At 65.3% G+C, this 17,066-nt stretch carries 18 protein-coding genes; 9 read left to right on the top strand and 9 right to left on the bottom strand.

All coding sequences use genetic code 11. From position 1 onward, the window contains the following. Window positions 1-29: 29 nt before the first annotated feature. Window positions 30-1,031 (top strand): aldo/keto reductase, encoded by a 1,002-nt coding sequence (locus P9273_RS18490; protein ID WP_278050188.1) that lies wholly within the window; start codon window positions 30-32, stop codon window positions 1,029-1,031. Window positions 1,032-1,045: 14 nt separating this feature from the next. Here P9273_RS18490 and P9273_RS18485 read toward each other — a convergent pair whose 3' ends face one another. The 4 genes from P9273_RS18485 to P9273_RS18470 form a co-directional block, all read right to left on the bottom strand. Further along, window positions 1,046-1,273: a hypothetical protein gene (locus tag P9273_RS18485; protein WP_041001406.1), complete on the bottom strand. Its 228-nt coding sequence runs from the start codon at window positions 1,271-1,273 to the stop codon at window positions 1,046-1,048. A 116-nt stretch (window positions 1,274-1,389) separates the two neighbouring features. Then, window positions 1,390-2,019, bottom strand: a complete 630-nt coding sequence (locus tag P9273_RS18480) for a glutathione S-transferase family protein (RefSeq protein WP_278050187.1) — start codon at window positions 2,017-2,019, stop codon at window positions 1,390-1,392. A gap of 160 nt (window positions 2,020-2,179) precedes the next feature. Continuing rightward, a complete protein-coding gene (locus P9273_RS18475) occupies window positions 2,180-3,280 on the bottom strand; it encodes a flavin-containing monooxygenase (RefSeq protein ID WP_278050186.1) in 1,101 nt (366 codons plus the stop codon). A 124-nt stretch (window positions 3,281-3,404) separates the two neighbouring features. Further along, complete coding sequence (locus P9273_RS18470; protein WP_278050185.1) at window positions 3,405-3,626, bottom strand: hypothetical protein; 222 nt, start codon at window positions 3,624-3,626, stop codon at window positions 3,405-3,407. 205 nt (window positions 3,627-3,831) lie between these two features. Here P9273_RS18470 and P9273_RS18465 point away from each other — a divergent pair, with 205 nt between their 5' ends. After that, complete coding sequence (locus tag P9273_RS18465) at window positions 3,832-4,440, top strand: DUF922 domain-containing Zn-dependent protease (RefSeq protein ID WP_278050184.1); 609 nt, start codon at window positions 3,832-3,834, stop codon at window positions 4,438-4,440. Here P9273_RS18465 and P9273_RS18460 read toward each other — a convergent pair. Then, window positions 4,430-4,849 carry a VOC family protein gene (locus P9273_RS18460; RefSeq protein WP_278050183.1) on the bottom strand — a complete coding sequence of 140 codons (420 nt, stop codon included), beginning with the start codon at window positions 4,847-4,849 and terminating at the stop codon, window positions 4,430-4,432. The genes P9273_RS18465 and P9273_RS18460 overlap by 11 nt on opposite strands. Window positions 4,850-5,123: 274 nt before the next feature. Between P9273_RS18460 and P9273_RS18455 the strand changes: the two genes are divergently transcribed. Further along, window positions 5,124-6,332, top strand: a complete 1,209-nt coding sequence (locus tag P9273_RS18455; protein ID WP_278050182.1) for an MFS transporter — start codon at window positions 5,124-5,126, stop codon at window positions 6,330-6,332. Window positions 6,333-6,366: 34 nt separating this feature from the next. Here the strand turns inward: P9273_RS18455 and P9273_RS18450 are convergent, their stop codons facing one another. Continuing rightward, complete coding sequence (locus P9273_RS18450) at window positions 6,367-8,598, bottom strand: cation:proton antiporter domain-containing protein (RefSeq protein ID WP_278050249.1); 2,232 nt, start codon at window positions 8,596-8,598, stop codon at window positions 6,367-6,369. Between the two features lie 310 nt (window positions 8,599-8,908). On the opposite strand from P9273_RS18450, the gene P9273_RS18445 reads away from it, so the two are divergent. After that, a complete protein-coding gene (locus tag P9273_RS18445) occupies window positions 8,909-9,115 on the top strand; it encodes a hypothetical protein (RefSeq protein WP_278050181.1) in 207 nt (68 codons plus the stop codon). A gap of 119 nt (window positions 9,116-9,234) precedes the next feature. Continuing rightward, on the top strand, window positions 9,235-10,017 hold the full coding sequence (locus P9273_RS18440) for a DUF2270 domain-containing protein (protein ID WP_278050180.1): 783 nt from the start codon (window positions 9,235-9,237) through the stop codon (window positions 10,015-10,017). A gap of 122 nt (window positions 10,018-10,139) precedes the next feature. On the opposite strand, the gene P9273_RS18435 is transcribed toward P9273_RS18440, so the two are convergent. Next, window positions 10,140-10,742, bottom strand: a complete 603-nt coding sequence (locus tag P9273_RS18435) for a sulfotransferase family protein (protein ID WP_278050179.1) — start codon at window positions 10,740-10,742, stop codon at window positions 10,140-10,142. Between the two features lie 137 nt (window positions 10,743-10,879). Here P9273_RS18435 and P9273_RS18430 point away from each other — a divergent pair, with 137 nt between their 5' ends. Further along, complete coding sequence (locus P9273_RS18430; protein WP_041001420.1) at window positions 10,880-11,179, top strand: hypothetical protein; 300 nt, start codon at window positions 10,880-10,882, stop codon at window positions 11,177-11,179. Between the two features lie 58 nt (window positions 11,180-11,237). On the opposite strand, the gene P9273_RS18425 is transcribed toward P9273_RS18430, so the two are convergent. Together P9273_RS18425 and P9273_RS18420 are read right to left on the bottom strand one after the other, a co-directional pair. Then, window positions 11,238-12,068: an aldo/keto reductase gene (locus P9273_RS18425; protein WP_278050178.1), complete on the bottom strand. Its 831-nt coding sequence runs from the start codon at window positions 12,066-12,068 to the stop codon at window positions 11,238-11,240. A gap of 151 nt (window positions 12,069-12,219) precedes the next feature. Further along, entirely contained in the window at window positions 12,220-12,816 is a 597-nt protein-coding gene (locus tag P9273_RS18420; protein WP_278050248.1) for a TetR/AcrR family transcriptional regulator, read from the bottom strand. Between the two features lie 363 nt (window positions 12,817-13,179). Here P9273_RS18420 and P9273_RS18415 point away from each other — a divergent pair, with 363 nt between their 5' ends. From P9273_RS18415 to P9273_RS18405, 3 genes are read left to right on the top strand one after another with little or no spacing between them, the layout of a single operon-like run. After that, entirely contained in the window at window positions 13,180-13,626 is a 447-nt protein-coding gene (locus P9273_RS18415) for a (2Fe-2S)-binding protein (RefSeq protein WP_336619395.1), read from the top strand. Next, window positions 13,626-14,609, top strand: coding sequence for an FAD binding domain-containing protein (locus tag P9273_RS18410; protein WP_278050176.1), 984 nt, complete (start codon window positions 13,626-13,628; stop codon window positions 14,607-14,609). Before P9273_RS18415 ends, P9273_RS18410 begins: the two co-directional genes overlap by 1 nt. Next, the gene (locus P9273_RS18405) at window positions 14,606-16,900 is read left to right on the top strand and encodes a xanthine dehydrogenase family protein molybdopterin-binding subunit (protein ID WP_278050175.1); all 2,295 of its coding nucleotides are present in this window, start codon (window positions 14,606-14,608) and stop codon (window positions 16,898-16,900) included. Before P9273_RS18410 ends, P9273_RS18405 begins: the two co-directional genes overlap by 4 nt. The last annotated feature ends 166 nt before the right edge of the window (window positions 16,901-17,066 follow it).

The following is a 17,066-nucleotide window of genomic DNA, read 5'->3' as shown; positions in this document are numbered from 1 at the left end:
GGATTTAAAATTCGGCTGGAGAAAAGAGCATGAGCCTCGGCAAACGGAAACTCGGCAGCCAGGGGCTCGAAGTCTCTGCCATCGGCCTCGGCTGCATGGGCATGAGCCAGGCTTATGGTCCGGCCGATGAGGCGGAGTCGATCGCGACGATCCACCGGGCGATCGAACTCGGCTGCACCTTTCTCGACACGGCCGAGGTCTACGGGCCCTTCGCCAACGAGGAGTTGCTTGGGCGCGCGCTGAAAGGCCGGCGCGACGAGGTGACGATCGCGACGAAATTCGGCTTCCGCATTGTCGACGGCAAGCAGGCCGGCCTCGACAGCCGGCCCGAGCATATACGCGAGGTGGTCGACGCCTCGCTCTCGCGGCTCGGCACCGACCGCATCGATCTGCTCTATCAGCACCGGGTCGATCCCGCCGTGCCGATGGAGGACGTCGCGGGCACGGTCGGCGAACTGGTGGCCGAGGGCAAGGTGCGCTTCTTCGGCCTGTCGGAAGCGGGCATTGCCAACATTCGTCGCGCGCATTCCGCGCATCCCGTTTCGGCGCTGCAGAGCGAATATTCGCTGTGGGAACGCAACCTCGAGCCAGAGATCATCCCGGCGCTGAAGGAGCTCGGCATCGGTCTGGTCCCGTTCGCGCCGCTCGGCCGCGGCTTCCTCGCCGGCGACGTCAAGCGCGCGGAAGACTATCCGGAGGGCGATTTCCGGCGCGGCGACCCGCGCTACCAGGGCGAGAATTTCGACCTGAATGTCGCGGCAGCGGCCGCGGTGCGCGACATTGCCGACGCCAAGGGTGTCAAGCCCGGCCAGATCGCGATCGCCTGGCTGCTCGCCAAGGGCCCGGATTTCGGCATCGACATCGTGCCGATCCCCGGCACCAAACGCCGGGCCTATCTGGAGGAGAATGTCGCGGCGGCCGACGTCACGCTGGACGCCACCGAGATGCTGGGGCTCGACATGGCGCTGACGCCCGACAAGGTGTCGGGGCCGCGCTACAACGAACGGACGATGTCGTTGGTGGACCGGTAGGCGTTATCCAGCGCCTACTTCTTCTTGCAATCCGCCATCGCCTCCATCGCTTTCCTGGCCTCTCCCTCGCTGGCGTATTTCTTCTTCCCAAGGTCGACGACAAGCGTGCCGTCGGGCTTCTTGGGCACGATCTCGCACTGCTTCGATACCGCGTCCCGGGCGACCCAGTATTGCTCGGCCGCCATGGCAGGCATGCTCATCATGCCGGTGGCGAGGATTGCGACGGTGACGGTGCGAACCATTGCGGACCTCCATGCCTTTGAGTGGAAGGCAACGCAAAACGGCGGGCGCCGATCGAGGCGACGCCCGACACACTGCTATTTGGAGAACGCCCTGTCCGCCGCTGTGTTCCGGCGGCTCAAGCGTGCGAGTGCAGATCGATGCTGTAAGGATGCACCGGATAGTCCGGCCCGATCGCCTCGCCGACCCTCTCCACCCAGGCTTCTACCGCCGGATAGTCGGCAAGCGAGAAACCGCAATCCTCGGCCCGGTGACCGTAGGCGTATACCGCGATGTCGGCGATGGTGAGCGTATCGCCGACCAGGAAAGGCGCGTCCTGAAGGCTGCGCTCCAGCGCGCCAAGTGCCCGCACGCCCGCGTCGCGCTTGCCGGCAACCAGGGCCTGGTTGCGCTCCAGACGGCCGGTCAGCGTCCAGAAGCGCAGCGAACCGATGACCGGCTCGACATAATACTGCTCGAAAAACAGCCACTGCATCACCTTGGCCCGAGCAAGCCGGTCCGCAGGCAGATAGGGCGTTCCTTCCGCGACAAGCACAAGGATCGCGTTCGACTCGGCTATCGCCTGGCCATTCTCGACGGCAAGCACCGGGACCGCGCCGGCCGGATTGAGCTTCAGGAAAGCCTCGGTGCGGCTCTCGCCCTCGAAGATCGAGACGATGCGGGTTTCGTAGGCGATGCCGAGCAAGCCGAGCAGGACGCGAATTTTCCAGGCATTTTGCGACGGGAGATAATCGTAGAGCGTGAGCATGGCGCATCCCTCCTTTGGTCAGCAATGGCTTCGCATCCGGTGCCGAGATGCGCCACCCGATTCAGGCATTCGAGGCATCAAGCAAGCGGGCGGTCAGCGCTAGGCACCTTCCTCTGTCCCGCCGTCATTCGCCAGAACGCGATTGCAGCTCGTGCAATTGCTACGCCCGCGCCGCAATATCCTTCGCCACCGCCTGCGCCTCGATGCCGATCTCGCGCAGCAGGCCGGTGACCGGATTGTAGAAGCCGACGAGATAGACGCCGAGCTCCGTCGCGCGAGCGTTCACCCCGCTTTTATCCGGGCTAAGCTCCGCCGGCAGGAAGGCGCCGTAGTCGGGACGGTAGCCGGTGGCGAAAATCGCCGCATCGAATTTCTTCTCCACCCCGTCGGCGAATTTCACGCCGTCCCCGGTGAAGTTTGCGATATCCGGGCCGATGCCGATCCGGCCCTGCTTGATCGCCGCCACCGTGCCGACGTCGATCACCGGAATGCGGCCGGCCTCGATCCCTTGCAGGATGCCCTGTTTCGGCCGCACGATGCCGTATTTCTCCAGCCGGCCTAGCGCCAGGTCGAGGATCTTGGGAAACATCCAGTCGTTCAACGCCTGCGGCATAGGCCGGCTGGCGATGCCCACCATCTGGATCGGTACGCCGAACAACTGGCGCGGCACAATGTGGACACCCTTGCGCACCGAGATGGTCGGGCGGGCGCCGCTCTCGGCAAGATCGAGCGCAATCTCCGCGCCCGTGTTGCCCATGCCGACGACCAGCACGTTTTTGCCGATATAGGGTGCTGCCTCCGTGTAGGCGGCGCTGTGCAGCACCTGGCCCCTGAAAGCTTCGACGCCCGGGAAGCCCGGCATGACCGGTTGGGCATTGTTGCCGGTGGCGACGACAATTTTGCGGGCATTGAAGAGCCCGGCATCGGTCTGGACCAGCAGCCGATCGCCTTCGCGGCGGATGGATTTCACCGTTACGCCGAAGCGCGGCTCGAGGCTGAAACGCTCGGCATAGGCATCGAGGTAGGCCACGACCTTCTCGCGCGGCACATAGCGCGGATGGCTTTTCGGAAACGGCACGAAGGGCAGCGACGAGAAGGATTTCACCGTATGCAGATGCAGCCGCCGGTAATGCCGGCGCCAGGAGGGCGCAACCTCATCGGCCTTTTCAAGGATGATAAAATCCTGCCCCGCCTGTTTCAGGCAGGCTGCGACCGCGAGCCCGGCAGGGCCGGCGCCGACAATGACGACATTGGTATCCAAAGACCTCTCCTCCCGCCCACGCGGCAAAAGCTATGACGGGAGGTGGGCGGGCGACAAGTAGGGAGAAGCACCTAGAGGGCGGCGCCGGCTTCTCTCCTCCGTTGCGGAAAGACAAAGCGCCGGCCTACTCCATCGCGGGCTCGTCCTCGGGGGGATCGAGGATCTCGATCAGCTTCGCCACGCGGGCGCCGGGCATCGCGCGGCCTTCATTGACCAGCGCCTCGTCGGCGCCGATCCAGGCCAAGGCCTCGCGCAGTTCCTCGACGCTGGCGCCGGTGAGCGCGATGTCGGCGATGACGGCCTCGTCGACCGGTCCAAGCACGGAAATGATCTCGTTGCGGGTCATCTTGTCCTCCCCCACGGGTCGGGATGATTGCCCAGAGAAACGAGCGGCGGGTGGAGCGGGTTCCGGCGCGGTTGGAAAAGCCGGTGCGTGGAAATCCCCTCTTGCGATCTCTAACACTTAGCTTCGCCAAGCAGTTGAAATCGCTTTCTCGCCCGCAAGGGGGAAGATAGAACCGCACGTCTCGCTTGCAATCCCACAGGGCATCATGAAGTTCGCCATCCTGCTTGCCGCTCTGTCAATTTCATCTCCGGCGCTTGCCGACTGGGAGCCCATCGAGAAGATCGAGACCTATGCCGTCTCAGGCGAAAGCGCGGAGCAACTCTATCTGTCGATCGGCGAGAAGGGACCGGTGATCGGCAAGGATTCGGCCGGCAAGGCGCGGCGTGTTATCGCGCACACTTTCTTCAAGCTGACCTGGCAGCGCGACTACCAGCCGCAAGGCAATGCCTGCGTGCTGAAATCAGCGCGGCCGAGGCTCATCATCACCTACACGCTGCCCAAGCCGGCGGGAAAACTTCCGCCCGCTTTGCAGGCGCGCTGGGATGTCTTCGCCGCCGGGCTGATCGCGCATGAGAAGGTGCACGGCGCCGGCATCGTCGACATGGTGGACAAGATCGTCGCCTTCAGCACGGGTCTCACCGCCGAAAACGACCCCGGCTGCAAGAAGGTCAGGGCGGAGCTGACGGCCTATCTCGACCAACTCTCCAAGGCGCAGCGCCAGGGCAGCCACGACTTCGACAGGATAGAGTTCGGCCGGGACGGCAACATGCTGAAGCTGATCGCGGCGTTTTTGGACGCTCCGCCTAAAAACTGATCTCCACCGCCGCGGCGCTTCGCTTGGCCTCGCCGTGGAACACCGCCTCGATATTGTTGCCGTCGGGGTCGAGCAGGAAGCAAGCGTAGTAGCCCGGGTGATAGCGGCGCTCGCCCGGCGCGCCATTGTCCTTGCCACCGGCGGCGAGGCCGGCGTGGTAGAAGGCGTCGACCATGGCGCGGTCCTTCGCCTGGAAGGCGAGATGGTGGCGGCCGGTGAGCACGCCGAGCGCGGCGCGGCTGTCGGCGCTGGAGATGAACAATTCGTCGGCCCAGAAATAATCCTGCGCCTCGCCGCCGATCGGGATGCCCAGCACCCCGAACAAGGCGCCGTAGAAACGCCGGCTGGCCTGAAGGTCGCGCACCACGAGCTGGATGTGGTCGATGAGCCTGCCGCGATAGAGTTCCATGTATGGCGCTCCTCCTGAATGTTGCGGCTCAATCTAGAAGGCTCCCCAGCCCGGTCAATGTGGGGCTCGCAGGCTGCTGACAACTGGAGACGCTGGCGCAATAGCGTCCGCCTCAGGCGATCGACGATCGCTGCTCTCAAAAAATCCGGATAAAAAATGCAACCGGATTTGTAGGATCGGTTCCCGCCCCAGCGTCCTTCGGACGCAAACGGCCGGTGGACTGGAAAAACCGTGCCGCATCAAACAGGATGCCTTACGGCATGGGAGCAGAACCATGAACCATTCCTATCGTTGGGTCATCGTCGCGGCCGGCGCGCTGATGACCTGCGTGGCGCTCGGCGCCATGTTTTCGCTGGCGATCTTCCTGGAGCCGATGTCGCTCGACACCAATTGGTCGCGTACCGGCATTTCCAGCGCCATGACCTTGAACTTCCTGGTGATGGGCCTCGGCGGTTTCGCCTGGGGGGCAATCTATGACCGCGTCGGCGCGCGGCCGGTCGTGCTTGCCGGTGCCGTGTTGCTCGGCCTGTCGCTGGTGGTGGCGAGCCGCGCCACCTCGCTCATCGTCTTCCAGCTGAGCTACGGAGTCATCGTCGGCCTTGCTGCCAGCGCCTTCTTCGCGCCGATGATCGCGCTCACCACCGCATGGTTCGACACCAACCGAAGCCTCGCCGTCTCGCTGGTCTCGGCCGGCATGGGCGTCGCGCCGATGACGATCTCGCCTTTCGCCCGTTGGCTGATCACCGCCTATGACTGGCGCACCGCCATGTTCGACATTGGCGTGATGGCCGGGGTGCTGCTGCTGCCCGCCGTGCTGCTGGTGCGCCAGCCGGCGGCGGCGGTCGCGGCAAGGGACGGCGCGCCGGCGCCCGTCACCGACGATCCCGGCATGAGCGTCGGCCAGGCATTGCGCTCGCCGCAATTCATCGTGCTGGGCCTCACCTTCTTTGCCTGCTGTGCGGCGCATTCAGGCCCGATCTTCCACATGGTGAGCTACGCCATGTCCTGCGGCGTCGCTCCGATGGCAGCCGTATCGATCTACAGCGTCGAGGGCTTGGCCGGCCTTGGCGGGCGTGTTCTTTATGGCGTGCTCGGCGACCGGCTGGGCGTCAAGCCGGTTCTGGTCGCCGGCCTCGCCATCCAGGGACTGGTGATCGCCGCCTACCTCACCGTCGGCCAGCTCGAGCAGTTCTACCTTCTAGCCGTCATCTTCGGCGCCACCTATGGCGGCGTCATGCCGCTTTACGCCGTGCTGGCGCGCGAATATTTCGGCCTGCGCATCATCGGCACCGTCCTTGGCGCGGCCACGATGCTTTCAAGCCTCGGCATGTCGCTCGGGCCGCTCGCCGGGGGCATGATCTACGACGCCACCGCCAGCTATCATTGGCTGTTCATCGGCTCGGCGCTGATCGGACTGGGCGCGGCCGGCATCGCCATCGCCTTCCCGCCGCAGCCAAGCCGGCAGAAGCTGCAGATGGCGTGAAAAACTGCTGATCTCCCCCTGGGAGATCAGCCGCTCACCCGGTGCCTGTGCCCGTGCGCACGGCCTCGCGGTCGCTCTCGTCGCGTTTCACCCGTTCGTCAGAGATCAGCACAACCGGGCATGGGCTGCGGCGCAGGACGCCCGTCGTCGTCTCGCCGAAGATCAGTTCTTCGCCCTGGCGCCGCGCCACGCCCATGACGATCAGCGCCACGTTTCGGCCGGCCTGGCGAGCGATGGCATCGGCGGCGGCGGCCCTCGAGCGGATCGCCGTCTCGATCTCGACGCCATAGCGGTCGGCGAGCGCGACGATATCCTTCAGCACGGCCTCCCTGCGGCGATGCGAGACGATGTCGCGCGGTTCCTCGCGGCCGGCGCGCGCGACATAGAGCATCTTGACCGGCGCGCCGGTGACGGCGGCGATGGCCAGGGCCAGCTCGGCGCCGCGGCGGGCAACCGCCGTGCCGTTGACAGGCACCAGTATCTTGCCTGAATCCGGGCCGAGCTGCGGGATCTGGCGGCCTGCCGTCGCCGGCTTCAGGACAAGACAGAGCGGACCGTCGAAGGAGCCCGTCACCTCGTTCATCCGATGCGAGAAAGCACCCTTGGAGGTGACCGCGCGGCCGAGGCCGACGAGCAGCATGCCGTAGCCCTTGCGCGCCTCCTTCGCGACCGCCTCGGCGGAAAGCACTTCGTGTTGGCGGCGCGTGACCGGCGCTTCGCGCACCGGCGTCTCGTCGGATTTCTTAGCCGCCTCGCGGCTGTCCTCCGCACCTTTCTCCATTTCTTCCAGATGCAGGCCTTCCGTCGGCTCGGCATCGATCTCGCCGCTGGAATGCAGCACCGTCGTCGGCTTGCCGGCGCCGATGACGCCGGCGAGATAGGCGGCGAAGCGGCCGACCACACCCTCGTCGACCACTACCAGCAGCCGCTCCAGATTGGCGACGAAGCCCCGCTGGTCGATCTCCTCGCGCTCCAGCCGCTTCTTTTCCCGCTCGCCGATCGGCAGCCGCCGCAGCGCCCAGCGCAATGTCGGCGGCATGGCCAAGGTGGTGATGACGGCCATGGTGACGATCATGGTGAAGAGGTTGTGCGAGAGCACGCCCATCGACAAGCCGATCGAAGCGACGATGACCTCCGTCGATCCTCGCGCATTCATGCCGCAGCCGACCGCGATGCCCTCGGCGCGGCTCATGCCGGCGACCTCGGCGCCAACGAAGGCGCCGCCGAACTTGCCGATCGAGGCGATCACCACCAGGGCAGCCGTAAGCATTGCAAGCTGCGGGTCGACCAGCACGGTGAGATCGGCCGACAGCCCGGCGACGCCGAAGAACACCGGCATGAACAGAGCTGTGATGATGCCCCGCAACTGTCCTTCGATGTGGCGCGACAGGATCGGCGACTCGCCGACCAATATGCCGGCGACGAAGGCGCCAAGCACGGTGTGTACGCCGATCAGGTCGGTGATCAGGGCCATCACGCCCATAATGGCGAGGATGACGGTGACCACCGCATATTCGGAGCGGAACGTGTCGTTGGTCCAGCGGATGGCGTCGAAAACGATGCGGCGTCCGAGCGTGAAGGAAAACGCCATGAAGAGGGCGACGCCGGCGATGGTGAAGGCCAGGCTGCCGAGCTCGATGCGCCCATTGGTGGCGATGCCGATGGTGATGGCGATGATCACCCAGCCGATGGTGTCCTCGATGATCGCCGAGGAGACGATGACCTGGCCGAGGTCGCGGCGCATGAAGTTCATGTCGCGCACCACCATGGCGACGATCTTGACCGACGAAATGGAGAGCGCGGTGCCGAGGAACAGCCCGGCGACGATGCGCTCGCTGCCGGCGGCCAGCAGCGTGTCGGGCATGAACTGCGCGGCTATGAAGCCGAGCGCGAATGGAAGCGCGACGCCCGTGGCCGAGATGGAAAAGCAGGCGCGGCCGACACGGCGAACAAGCCGCAGATCCGTCTCCATGCCGGTGAGCAACAGCAGCATCAAGACGCCGAGCTGGGCGATGGCGTTGATCATCGATTTCTGCGAGGGGTCGCCGGCAAAGATCAGCCGCTCGGCCGCCGGCCAGATCCAGCCGAGCAGCGAGGGTCCGAGCAGGATGCCGCCGATCAACTGCCCCATCACCGCCGGCTGTCCAAGCGCCTCCAGGATTTCGCCGATGCCGCGGCCGACGACCAGAAGCAAGACCAGCTCGGCGACGAAAATGCCCTCCGACGACACGCCGGTCTTCTCGGCGGCGAAGGCGACAGCGGGCATCAGTGTGAGCGCCGCGGAACCAAGCGCGACCCAGACCCACAGCGACCGCCGCCGATTGAGCATGTTGGACAAATTATGCACCCCTCATTCCTTGCATCGGCACAACGGTCTGGCCAGAGGATCGGTTGCACGGGTGCCTGCCAGCCGTTTTCCTCGCCTCTCTCCGCCCGGTTCGCGGAGACCTCCCCCCACTTTGCGGGGCGAGGAAACGCTCCCTACAATTCTAATCAAATGCCACTGCCGATCTTTGCTTCCCGGTAAAGCGACTCGACGATCTTGGCCGCTAAGGCGGGGCAATAAGGAGAAGCTAATGAAAAGCGACTTTGCCGCCGCCCACCTGCACCTCGACCGGGCGTGCCACTATCTGCGTGGCGACGACGAAACGAGCCGCGCGGCGATTGCGGCGCTCGACCTTGTGATCGAGGCTGTGGCGGCGGCCCAGCATGCCAGGCCGATAGCCGACGTGCTGCCCTTTCCGCGACGCGCGAATGGCGATCTTCCCCCACTTGCATCCTGACTTATCCGTCTGAAAAGGCGGGAACATTCTGGCCGGCCGCGCGTTATGACAACCGGGGTGTGGCCGGTCGATGTTAAGACGAGGACGACCGGCCATGGCGGCGGGAGGCGCATGGCAGGATGTCCCGGACGAAGGCCGCAAATTCCACTGGCGCGGCTGTGGTGAAGTCGACAGAAGCGGCTGCACCGGCGAAATCCACCGAGAAAGCCGCACCGCCAAGAGCATCCGATACGCTGGCGCTGAAGCTGAGCTCCTCCGAATTCACCACGACGCTGTCGCATTTCCACCGCGCCGAGATCGCGCGCATGGCCGGGTGGCGCGACCGTCTCGACCGCACCAGCAACTGGGCGATCACCGTGGTGGCGGCGATGCTGTCGGTATCGCTTTCGACGCCCAGCGCGCATCACGGCGTGCTTTTGTTCGCCATGCTGCTGATCACGCTGTTGTTATGGATCGAAGCGCGACGCTACCGTTTTTTCGACGTCTACCGCGCCCGCGTGCGGCAGTTCGAACGCTATTATTTCGCGCAGATCTTTTCGCCGCAGCCGGATTACGCTTCCAACTGGCTTGCCATCCTCGGCGAAGGGCTGCGCTCGCCACGCTTCCTGATCTCGCAGCGTGCGGCGCTGATCCGCCGTCTGCGCCGCAACTACATCTTCATGTACACGATCCTGCTGCTTGCCTGGATCCTCAAGATCACCACGCCGAGTCTGTCGCGCGAAGGCTCGCCCATCGGCTTCGGCGCCTCGCTCATCGATACGTTCCGGGTGGCGACGCTGGGGCCTATCCCCGGCGTCATCGTGGTAAGCAGCGTGGCCGCCTGCTATCTCGCGCTGCTTGCCGCCGCCTTCCTGATCCACGCCGATGACGGGGAACTGTCCTTCGGCAACGTGCATGTGTGAGGGAGTAAGGAGGGGAGTAGGGCAGTAAGGGAGTAAGGGAGTAAGAAAATCAGATTGCGCGAACGCCGCGACTTCCATCCCCTATTCCCCTATTCCCCTATTCCCCTACTGCCCTACTCCCTTCACTGAAGCGACAGCGCCGTCCGAAACTCCCGGGTCGAGTTGCGGCTCGGATAGGGTTCGTCCGGGACGGGGACGCCCAGATGGGCACAGAGCGGTGCCCAGCCGTCGCCGAGCTTGTGAACCAGCAGTCGCTCCGTCGGCACGGTGCTCAGCACCGCTTCGACATTGTCGCGGTACACGGCGATCGCATGGGCGCGATCCTGCGGACGGCCGCCGAAGACCTGCTTGGCAACAAGCGCGATGCCCAGCGACTCCTGGTCCGTGCTGCCAGCGATCGCTGGCAGGATGGTCTTTTCGAACCTCTCCCACCAGCTTTCGGGCGAACGCCAGGTGAGAATGACGCGCGCCTGCGGATAAACCTTGATCAGCTCCCGCCAATAGTGCGCCGACGGCCAGTCAACGCAGGATTTGTATCCGGCAAAGAGCTGGTCCCAGTCGGGCGCCTCGCCCCCGGCCAGTGCGCGCCACAACCGCTTCTGCTCCGCATGAGCCATCACTTCCGACATATGATGGCAAGGACCGAAGCCGAGCATGGTCAGTGCCTCGCGCATCGAATCCGTACCGGTCCGGCCGAAACCGGTTCCAATCACCATCAGCGACATCGCCATCCTCCTGCACGAATGTTAGCTGTTAATGAAACGACTGTCGCGGCCCAAGTTCGGGTTGACCCCTCCCCGGCGGGCGGCGACTATTGCGACGACCGGGTTTTCTGGAGTTGCTTGAGGCAGGAGGAGATCGCATGGACGAGACCGAACAGTGGCGCAACATGGCGAGCGCGCCGCGGGACGGCAGCCGCATCCTGGTGACGGTGCGTTCCTCCGAGCAGGGACCGGCCGAGGTCGACATGGCCTACTGGTCGCGCGCCGATCAGTACGGCGATGAAGGCTGGCGGGCGTCGGATTCCTCGCCCGGCCGTATCGTCGAATATGCAGAACCGGAGCTCAGATGCTGGATGCCGCTGCCGACCGCGGGGCGCGGTTCGATGCCCAGCCCCTGGGAGGGCGACGACGTGCCGCTGGTGGATGGCGAGGGGATTTAGGCGCAGCTTCCCCTTCTCTCCCTTGTGGGCCAAAGTGGGACAAGGGGAGCCTAGGCCCTCAGAACATAAACGCCGCCGTCGCCGGATTCGGTCCGGTTCGGCCGTCGGCGGAGTCCATGCGGCGGATGGTCTGCATGTCGTCCGCGTCCAGCTCGAAATCGAAGACGTCGAAATTACCGGCGATGCGTTCCTGGTGGATCGACTTCGGAATGACGATCAGCCCTTCCTGCAGATGCCAGCGGATGATCACCTGCGCGACCGACTTGCCGTGCTTTGCGGCGATCTTTTCCAACGTCGGGTCGGCAAGCAGCCGGCCGCTGCCCAGTGGGCTCCAGCTTTCGATATGGATGTTGTGCTTCTTGTGGAAGTCGCGCTTGTCGCGTTGCTGGAAGCGCGGGTGCAATTCGATCTGATTGACGACCGGCGTCACGCCGGTCTCGCCGATGATGTGCTCCAGATGGTCCTGGTTGAAGTTCGAGACGCCGACCGACTTGATGCGCCCGGCCTTCTGCAGTTCGACCAGCGCCTTCCAGGCTTCGACATATTTGTTCTGGCTGGGCACGGGCCAGTGGATGAGGAAAAGATCGATCTGGTCGATGCCGAGCTTCTGCATCGTGTCGTCGAAGGCGCGCAGCGCAGCATCGCGCTGATGCCCGCCGTTGCGCAGCTTGGAGGTGATGAAGAGTTCGGATCGCGGCACGCCGGCCGAACGGATCGCCTCGCCGACGCCCTCCTCGTTGCGGTAGCCCTCGGCGGTGTCGATCAGCCGGTAGCCGGCCTCGATCCCCCAGCGCACGACCTTGACGGTGATGTCCGGATCGACCTGCCACACACCGAGCCCGATCTGCGGGATGGTCGAGCCGTCGTTGAGCTTGAGCTGTTCAGGCATGGGAGGTTCCTTTTGGGAGGGAGGGAGGATGGTGCCGACTATGTAGGCCGCGGGTCGGGGAATGCCAGTCGTGGAAATGTCGGCGGGACAGCACCCCTCTGTCCTGCCGGACATCTCCCCCGCAAGCGGGGAGATTGGCAGCTTCGGCGCCTCAGCCCTTCGCCCCGAACCGCAACCCGTCCATCAGCAGCTTCACCAGCCGCCCCGACCGCTCGCGCCAGTCGGGCGTGTTCGGCGCGGAATAGATGCCGCCGAGTGCATGCATGACATCGGAAGCGTCGACATCGGCGCGGATTTTTCCATCAGCGGCGGCGGCCTCGATCAGGCCTCGCATGGCGCCGGAGACACGGCCGGAGGTGTCGGAGAACAGCGTCGAGTTTGTGGCGAGCAACAAACGCAGGCTGGTGGCCAGCCCGCGCTTGGTGGCGATGTAGTCGACGAAACGCTGCATCCAGAGTTCCAGCGCGACATCGGCCGGATGCAGCCGAGCAAGTTCGGCGGCGGCGTGGCAGAGCCCTTCCACTTCGCGGCGATAGACCACCTCGACCAGGTGCTCACGCGTCGGGAAATGCCGGTAGAGCGTGCCGATGCCGACCCCTGCCCGCCTGGCGATCTCCTCGAGCGAGGCGTCGACGCCGTCGCTCGCAAACATTTGCGCCGCCACCTCGACAAGCTTGTCGCGGTTGCGTTGCGCATCGGCGCGCAACGGCTTTTGCGCCGGCGCGTCGCGGGTCGCTTCGGTGGTCATTTCCTGCTCGGGCACTTTTTTCTCCACCAACGCAATATGGGGGTTGAACCATGACCGGCCAGACCCCAGTTAAATAAACGGAGGCACCTCCGCTTTAGTGGAGTGCTTTTATCATATAACCAGGGGAAGCGGTATGTCACGTGTCGATGAGAGCGTGATCTCCCCATGAGGGAGATTAGCAGCTTCTATGTCTTGCCCCTCCCCTCCCAAGTCCCATTTCCATCCTAGCGTCCAGCAATCGGAGCCCGACGCCCCATGACCAGCCAGATCATCATCGATCCTCCCGAAGACGGCCATTTCAGGAATGGCGTTGCCACCAAGGGCTTAACCCCCAGTCCCACCACGCTTTCCCTCCGTCTCACCATCAACGGCCGCGACCACGCGCTCGAGATCGAGCCGCGCGTGACACTGCTCGACGCATTGCGCGAACGGCTCCATCTCACCGGCACCAAGAAAGGTTGCGATCATGGCCAGTGCGGCGCCTGCACCGTCCATGTCGACGGCGAGCGGGTGCTGGCCTGCCTGACGCTGGCGGCCCAGGTCGAAGGCCGCACGATCACCACCATTGAGGGGCTCGCGGACGAGGACGGCACGCTGCACGCCGTGCAGGCGGCTTTCCTCGAGCAGGACGCCTTCCAGTGCGGCTATTGCACGCCGGGCCAGATCATGTCGGCGGTGGCCTGCATCCGCGAGGGCCATGCCGGCTCCGACGAGGAAATCCGCGAATACATGGCCGGCAATCTCTGCCGCTGCGGCGCCTATCCAAATATCGTCGCCGCTGTCCGCCAGGCGGCACAGGAGCTGCGCTGATGAGAGATTTTTCCTACCTCCGCGCCGACAATATCGAGGCTGCGCGCAACGCGGCCGCCCTTCCCGGTGCCATGCTGCTCGCCGGCGGCACGACGCTCATCGACCTCGCTAAATGTGGCGTCGTGGAACCCGCCACCGTCATCGACATCAGCCATATCGAAGGGCTCAACGCTATCGACGTCACCGCCGACCGCGCTTTGATCGGCGCGCTGGCGAAGATGAGCCACGTCGCCGACCATGCCGAAGTGAAGAGCTTGTTTCCGGCGGTCTCGGAAGCGCTTTGGCAGGCGGCGTCGGCGCAATTGCGCAACATGGCGACGATCGGCGGCAACCTGATGCAGCGCACGCGCTGTCCCTACTTCCGCGATCCCGCCAATTTCCCGGCGTGCAACAAGCGTGAGCCGGGCAGCGGCTGCTCGGCGATCGGCGGCGTGACGCGCGGCCATGCGGTGCTCGGCGTGAGCGAGGCGTGCATCGCCACCTATCCGGGGGATCTCGCCGTAGCGCTCGTCGCCTTCGACGCCGAGGTCGATCTCGGCGAGCGGCGGCTCAAGGTCGAGGACTTCTTCCTTGCCCCCGGCGCGACGGCCGAGCAGGAGCACGATATCCGTCCGGGCGAGGTGATCACGGCCATCGAGATTCCTGGCTCGGCCGCGGCCAGACGCTCGACCTACATCAAGGTACGCGACCGCCAGTCCTATGAGTTCGCGGCGGCAAGTGCAGCGGTCGGACTGGAACTTGAAGGCGACGGACGCACCATCCGAGACATCCGTGTCGCGCTTGGCGGCGTCGCCACCAAGCCGTGGCGGGCGCGCGCCGTCGAGGACGCGCTGAAAGGCAAAGCGCTCGACGAAGCGACGATCCGCGAGGCGAGCGAGCTCGCCATGCAGGGCGCCGTCGACCATGGCGCCAACCACTACAAGATCGCATTGGCGCCGCGTGTGATCGCGCGCGCCATCCTCAAATTGGGAGAGACGGCATGACCGTTCATGACATGAAACACGCCGCGTCCGACAGCGCGCGCCTCGAAGCGGTCGGCGGACGCCTGTCGCGCGTCGACGGCCCGGCCAAGATCACCGGCGCGGCCCACTACGCCTTCGAGCAGCAGCTCGAAGGGTTGGCGCATGCGGTGCTGGTCGGCGCAACGATTGCCGCCGGCAAGGTCACGGCGATTGACGCCCGCGCGGCCGAGACCGCGCCCGGCGTGCTCGCCGTGCTGACGCCCGACACCATCATGGAACTGAAGGGCGCGTCGGACTGGTTCGGCAATCCGCCGGCATTGTCGGCCTACTGTCCCCTCGCCCGCGAGATCACCTTCTCCGGCCAGCATGTCGCGGCCGTGGTGGCCGAGACCTTCGAGCAAGCAGTGGCAGCGGCCGCGCTCGTCAAGGTCTGGTATGACGAGGCGCCGGCCATCGTCGACCTGAGCGACGGCAACGCAGGCGACGGCATCCCGATCGACGCCATGACCAAGGAATGGGGCGACGCCCAGGCCGCCTTCGCCGCCGCCCCGGTGCGCATCTGCGCGGCCTACAACACGCCGCGCGAGTTCCAGGCGGCGATGGAGCCGCACGGGCTGATCGCGCGCTGGGAAGGCGACGAGCTGACCGTCTGGGAGCCGAGCCAGTGGCTCGACGGCATGGCGCGCACCTATGCCGAATGGTTCGACATACCATTCGAGAAGGTACGGCTGGTGTCGCCCTATATCGGCGGCGGCTTCGGCTCCAAGGCGCTGGCGCTGGCGCACAGCGCGGTGGCGGCTGCAGCGGCCAAGATGCTCGGACGGCCGGTGAAGCTGGTGCTTAACCGCCCGCAGAATTTCACCTCCTATGGCGGCCGCGCCGCGACGCGCCAGACGGTGGCGATCGGTGCCGACAAGACGGGCCGCATCCAGTCTATCGTGCATCGCGGCGTAAACGAGACGGCGGTCGACGGCATGTGGGTCGAGCCGCTCGGCTCCGTCACCTCGATCATGTACGCCACGCCGAATTTCTCCTCGAAGCAGAATGTCGTGCGGGTGAATACGGTGGTGCCGGGAGCAAAACGCGCGCCGGGCGAGAATCCGAGCGCCTTCGGCATCGAATGCGCCATCGACGAGCTTGCCCATGAGCTTGGGCTGGATCCGCTGGAGATGCGGCTGATCAACTATGCCGAACAGGATCCGCATGCGAAAAAGGCGTGGTCGACACGGCAGTTGCGCGAAGCCTTTGCCGCCGGCGCTGAAGCCTTTGGCTGGGCGAAACGTTCGCCGCAGCCGCGCTCGATGCGCGAAGGCCGCCAGCTCATCGGCTGGGGCGTGGCGGCCGGCACCTATCCGGTGCGGCGCGCCCATGGCGAGGCTGTGGTGAAGCTCCTGGCCGACGGTTCCGTCGAGGTCGAAAGCTCTTCCATCGACATGGGCCAGGGCACCTATACGATCCTGGCGCAGACCGCCGCCGAAACGCTCGGCGTGCCGGTAAGCCAAGTCTGGGTGAAGCTCGGTGACTCGCATTTCGCCCGCGCCGGCGTCACTGGCGGCTCGCGCCTAGCCGGCGTCATGACCGGGGCCGTCTACAAGGCGGCAGGCCAGGCGCTGGACGAACTGATCGGGCTGGCGCTCTCCGATCCGCGCTCGCCCTTCCATGGGTTGCAGGCGAACACGCTGGTGATGCGGAACGGCCGCATCGCCTCGCCGCGCGGCGACGGGCCGGAGCTGGCGATCGCCGAGTTGATGAGCATGCTCGGCCGCGAGCGGATCGAGGCCAAGGGCGACACCGTTCCGCCGAGCTTCACGCCGGAGCAGCGCTACAACAACTACACCACCATCGCCATGGCGCTGCCGCACACTGAGGGCGACTATTCGCGCTATTCCTGGTGCGCGCATTTCGTCGAGGTGCGGGTCGACGAGGATTTCGGCACGGTACGCGTCTCGCGCGTGGTGTCGGCCCTGGATTCGGGCCGGCTCTACAACCCGAAGCTGGCGGAGAGCCAGTGGAATGGTGGCATCATCATGGGCATCGGCCAGGCGCTGCTCGAGGAAGGCATCGTCGATCGCCGACACGGCCGCATCGTCAACTCCAATTTCGCCGACTACATGCTGCCGACCAATGCCGACATTCCCGACATCCAGACGATCTCGGTCGGCATCCCCGACCCGCACTCCTCCGCCCTCGGCGGCAAGGGCGTTGGCGAGCTCGGCATTGTCGGGGTGGCGCCGGCAATCGCGAATGCAGTGTTCCACGCCACGGGGAAGCGGGTAAGGGATCTGCCGATCACGCTGGAGAAGTTGATTTAAGAGAAGTGCCGTCGGCGGAGTGCGTGACCTCCCCCCTTGCGGGGGAGATGCCTGGGCAAGGCGGGGGGGGGGGTCAACCTTACACATACCGATAACTTGCAAGAGTACGTGACTGCGGTCCGCTATACGCCGGCGGGACAGCACCCGCCTCTGTCCTGCGGACATC

Source organism: Mesorhizobium sp. WSM4935 (assembly GCF_029625735.1).
In the GTDB taxonomy this organism is placed as follows: Bacteria; Pseudomonadota; Alphaproteobacteria; order Rhizobiales; family Rhizobiaceae; genus Mesorhizobium.
This window is presented reverse-complemented; position numbering and strand designations above follow the sequence as displayed.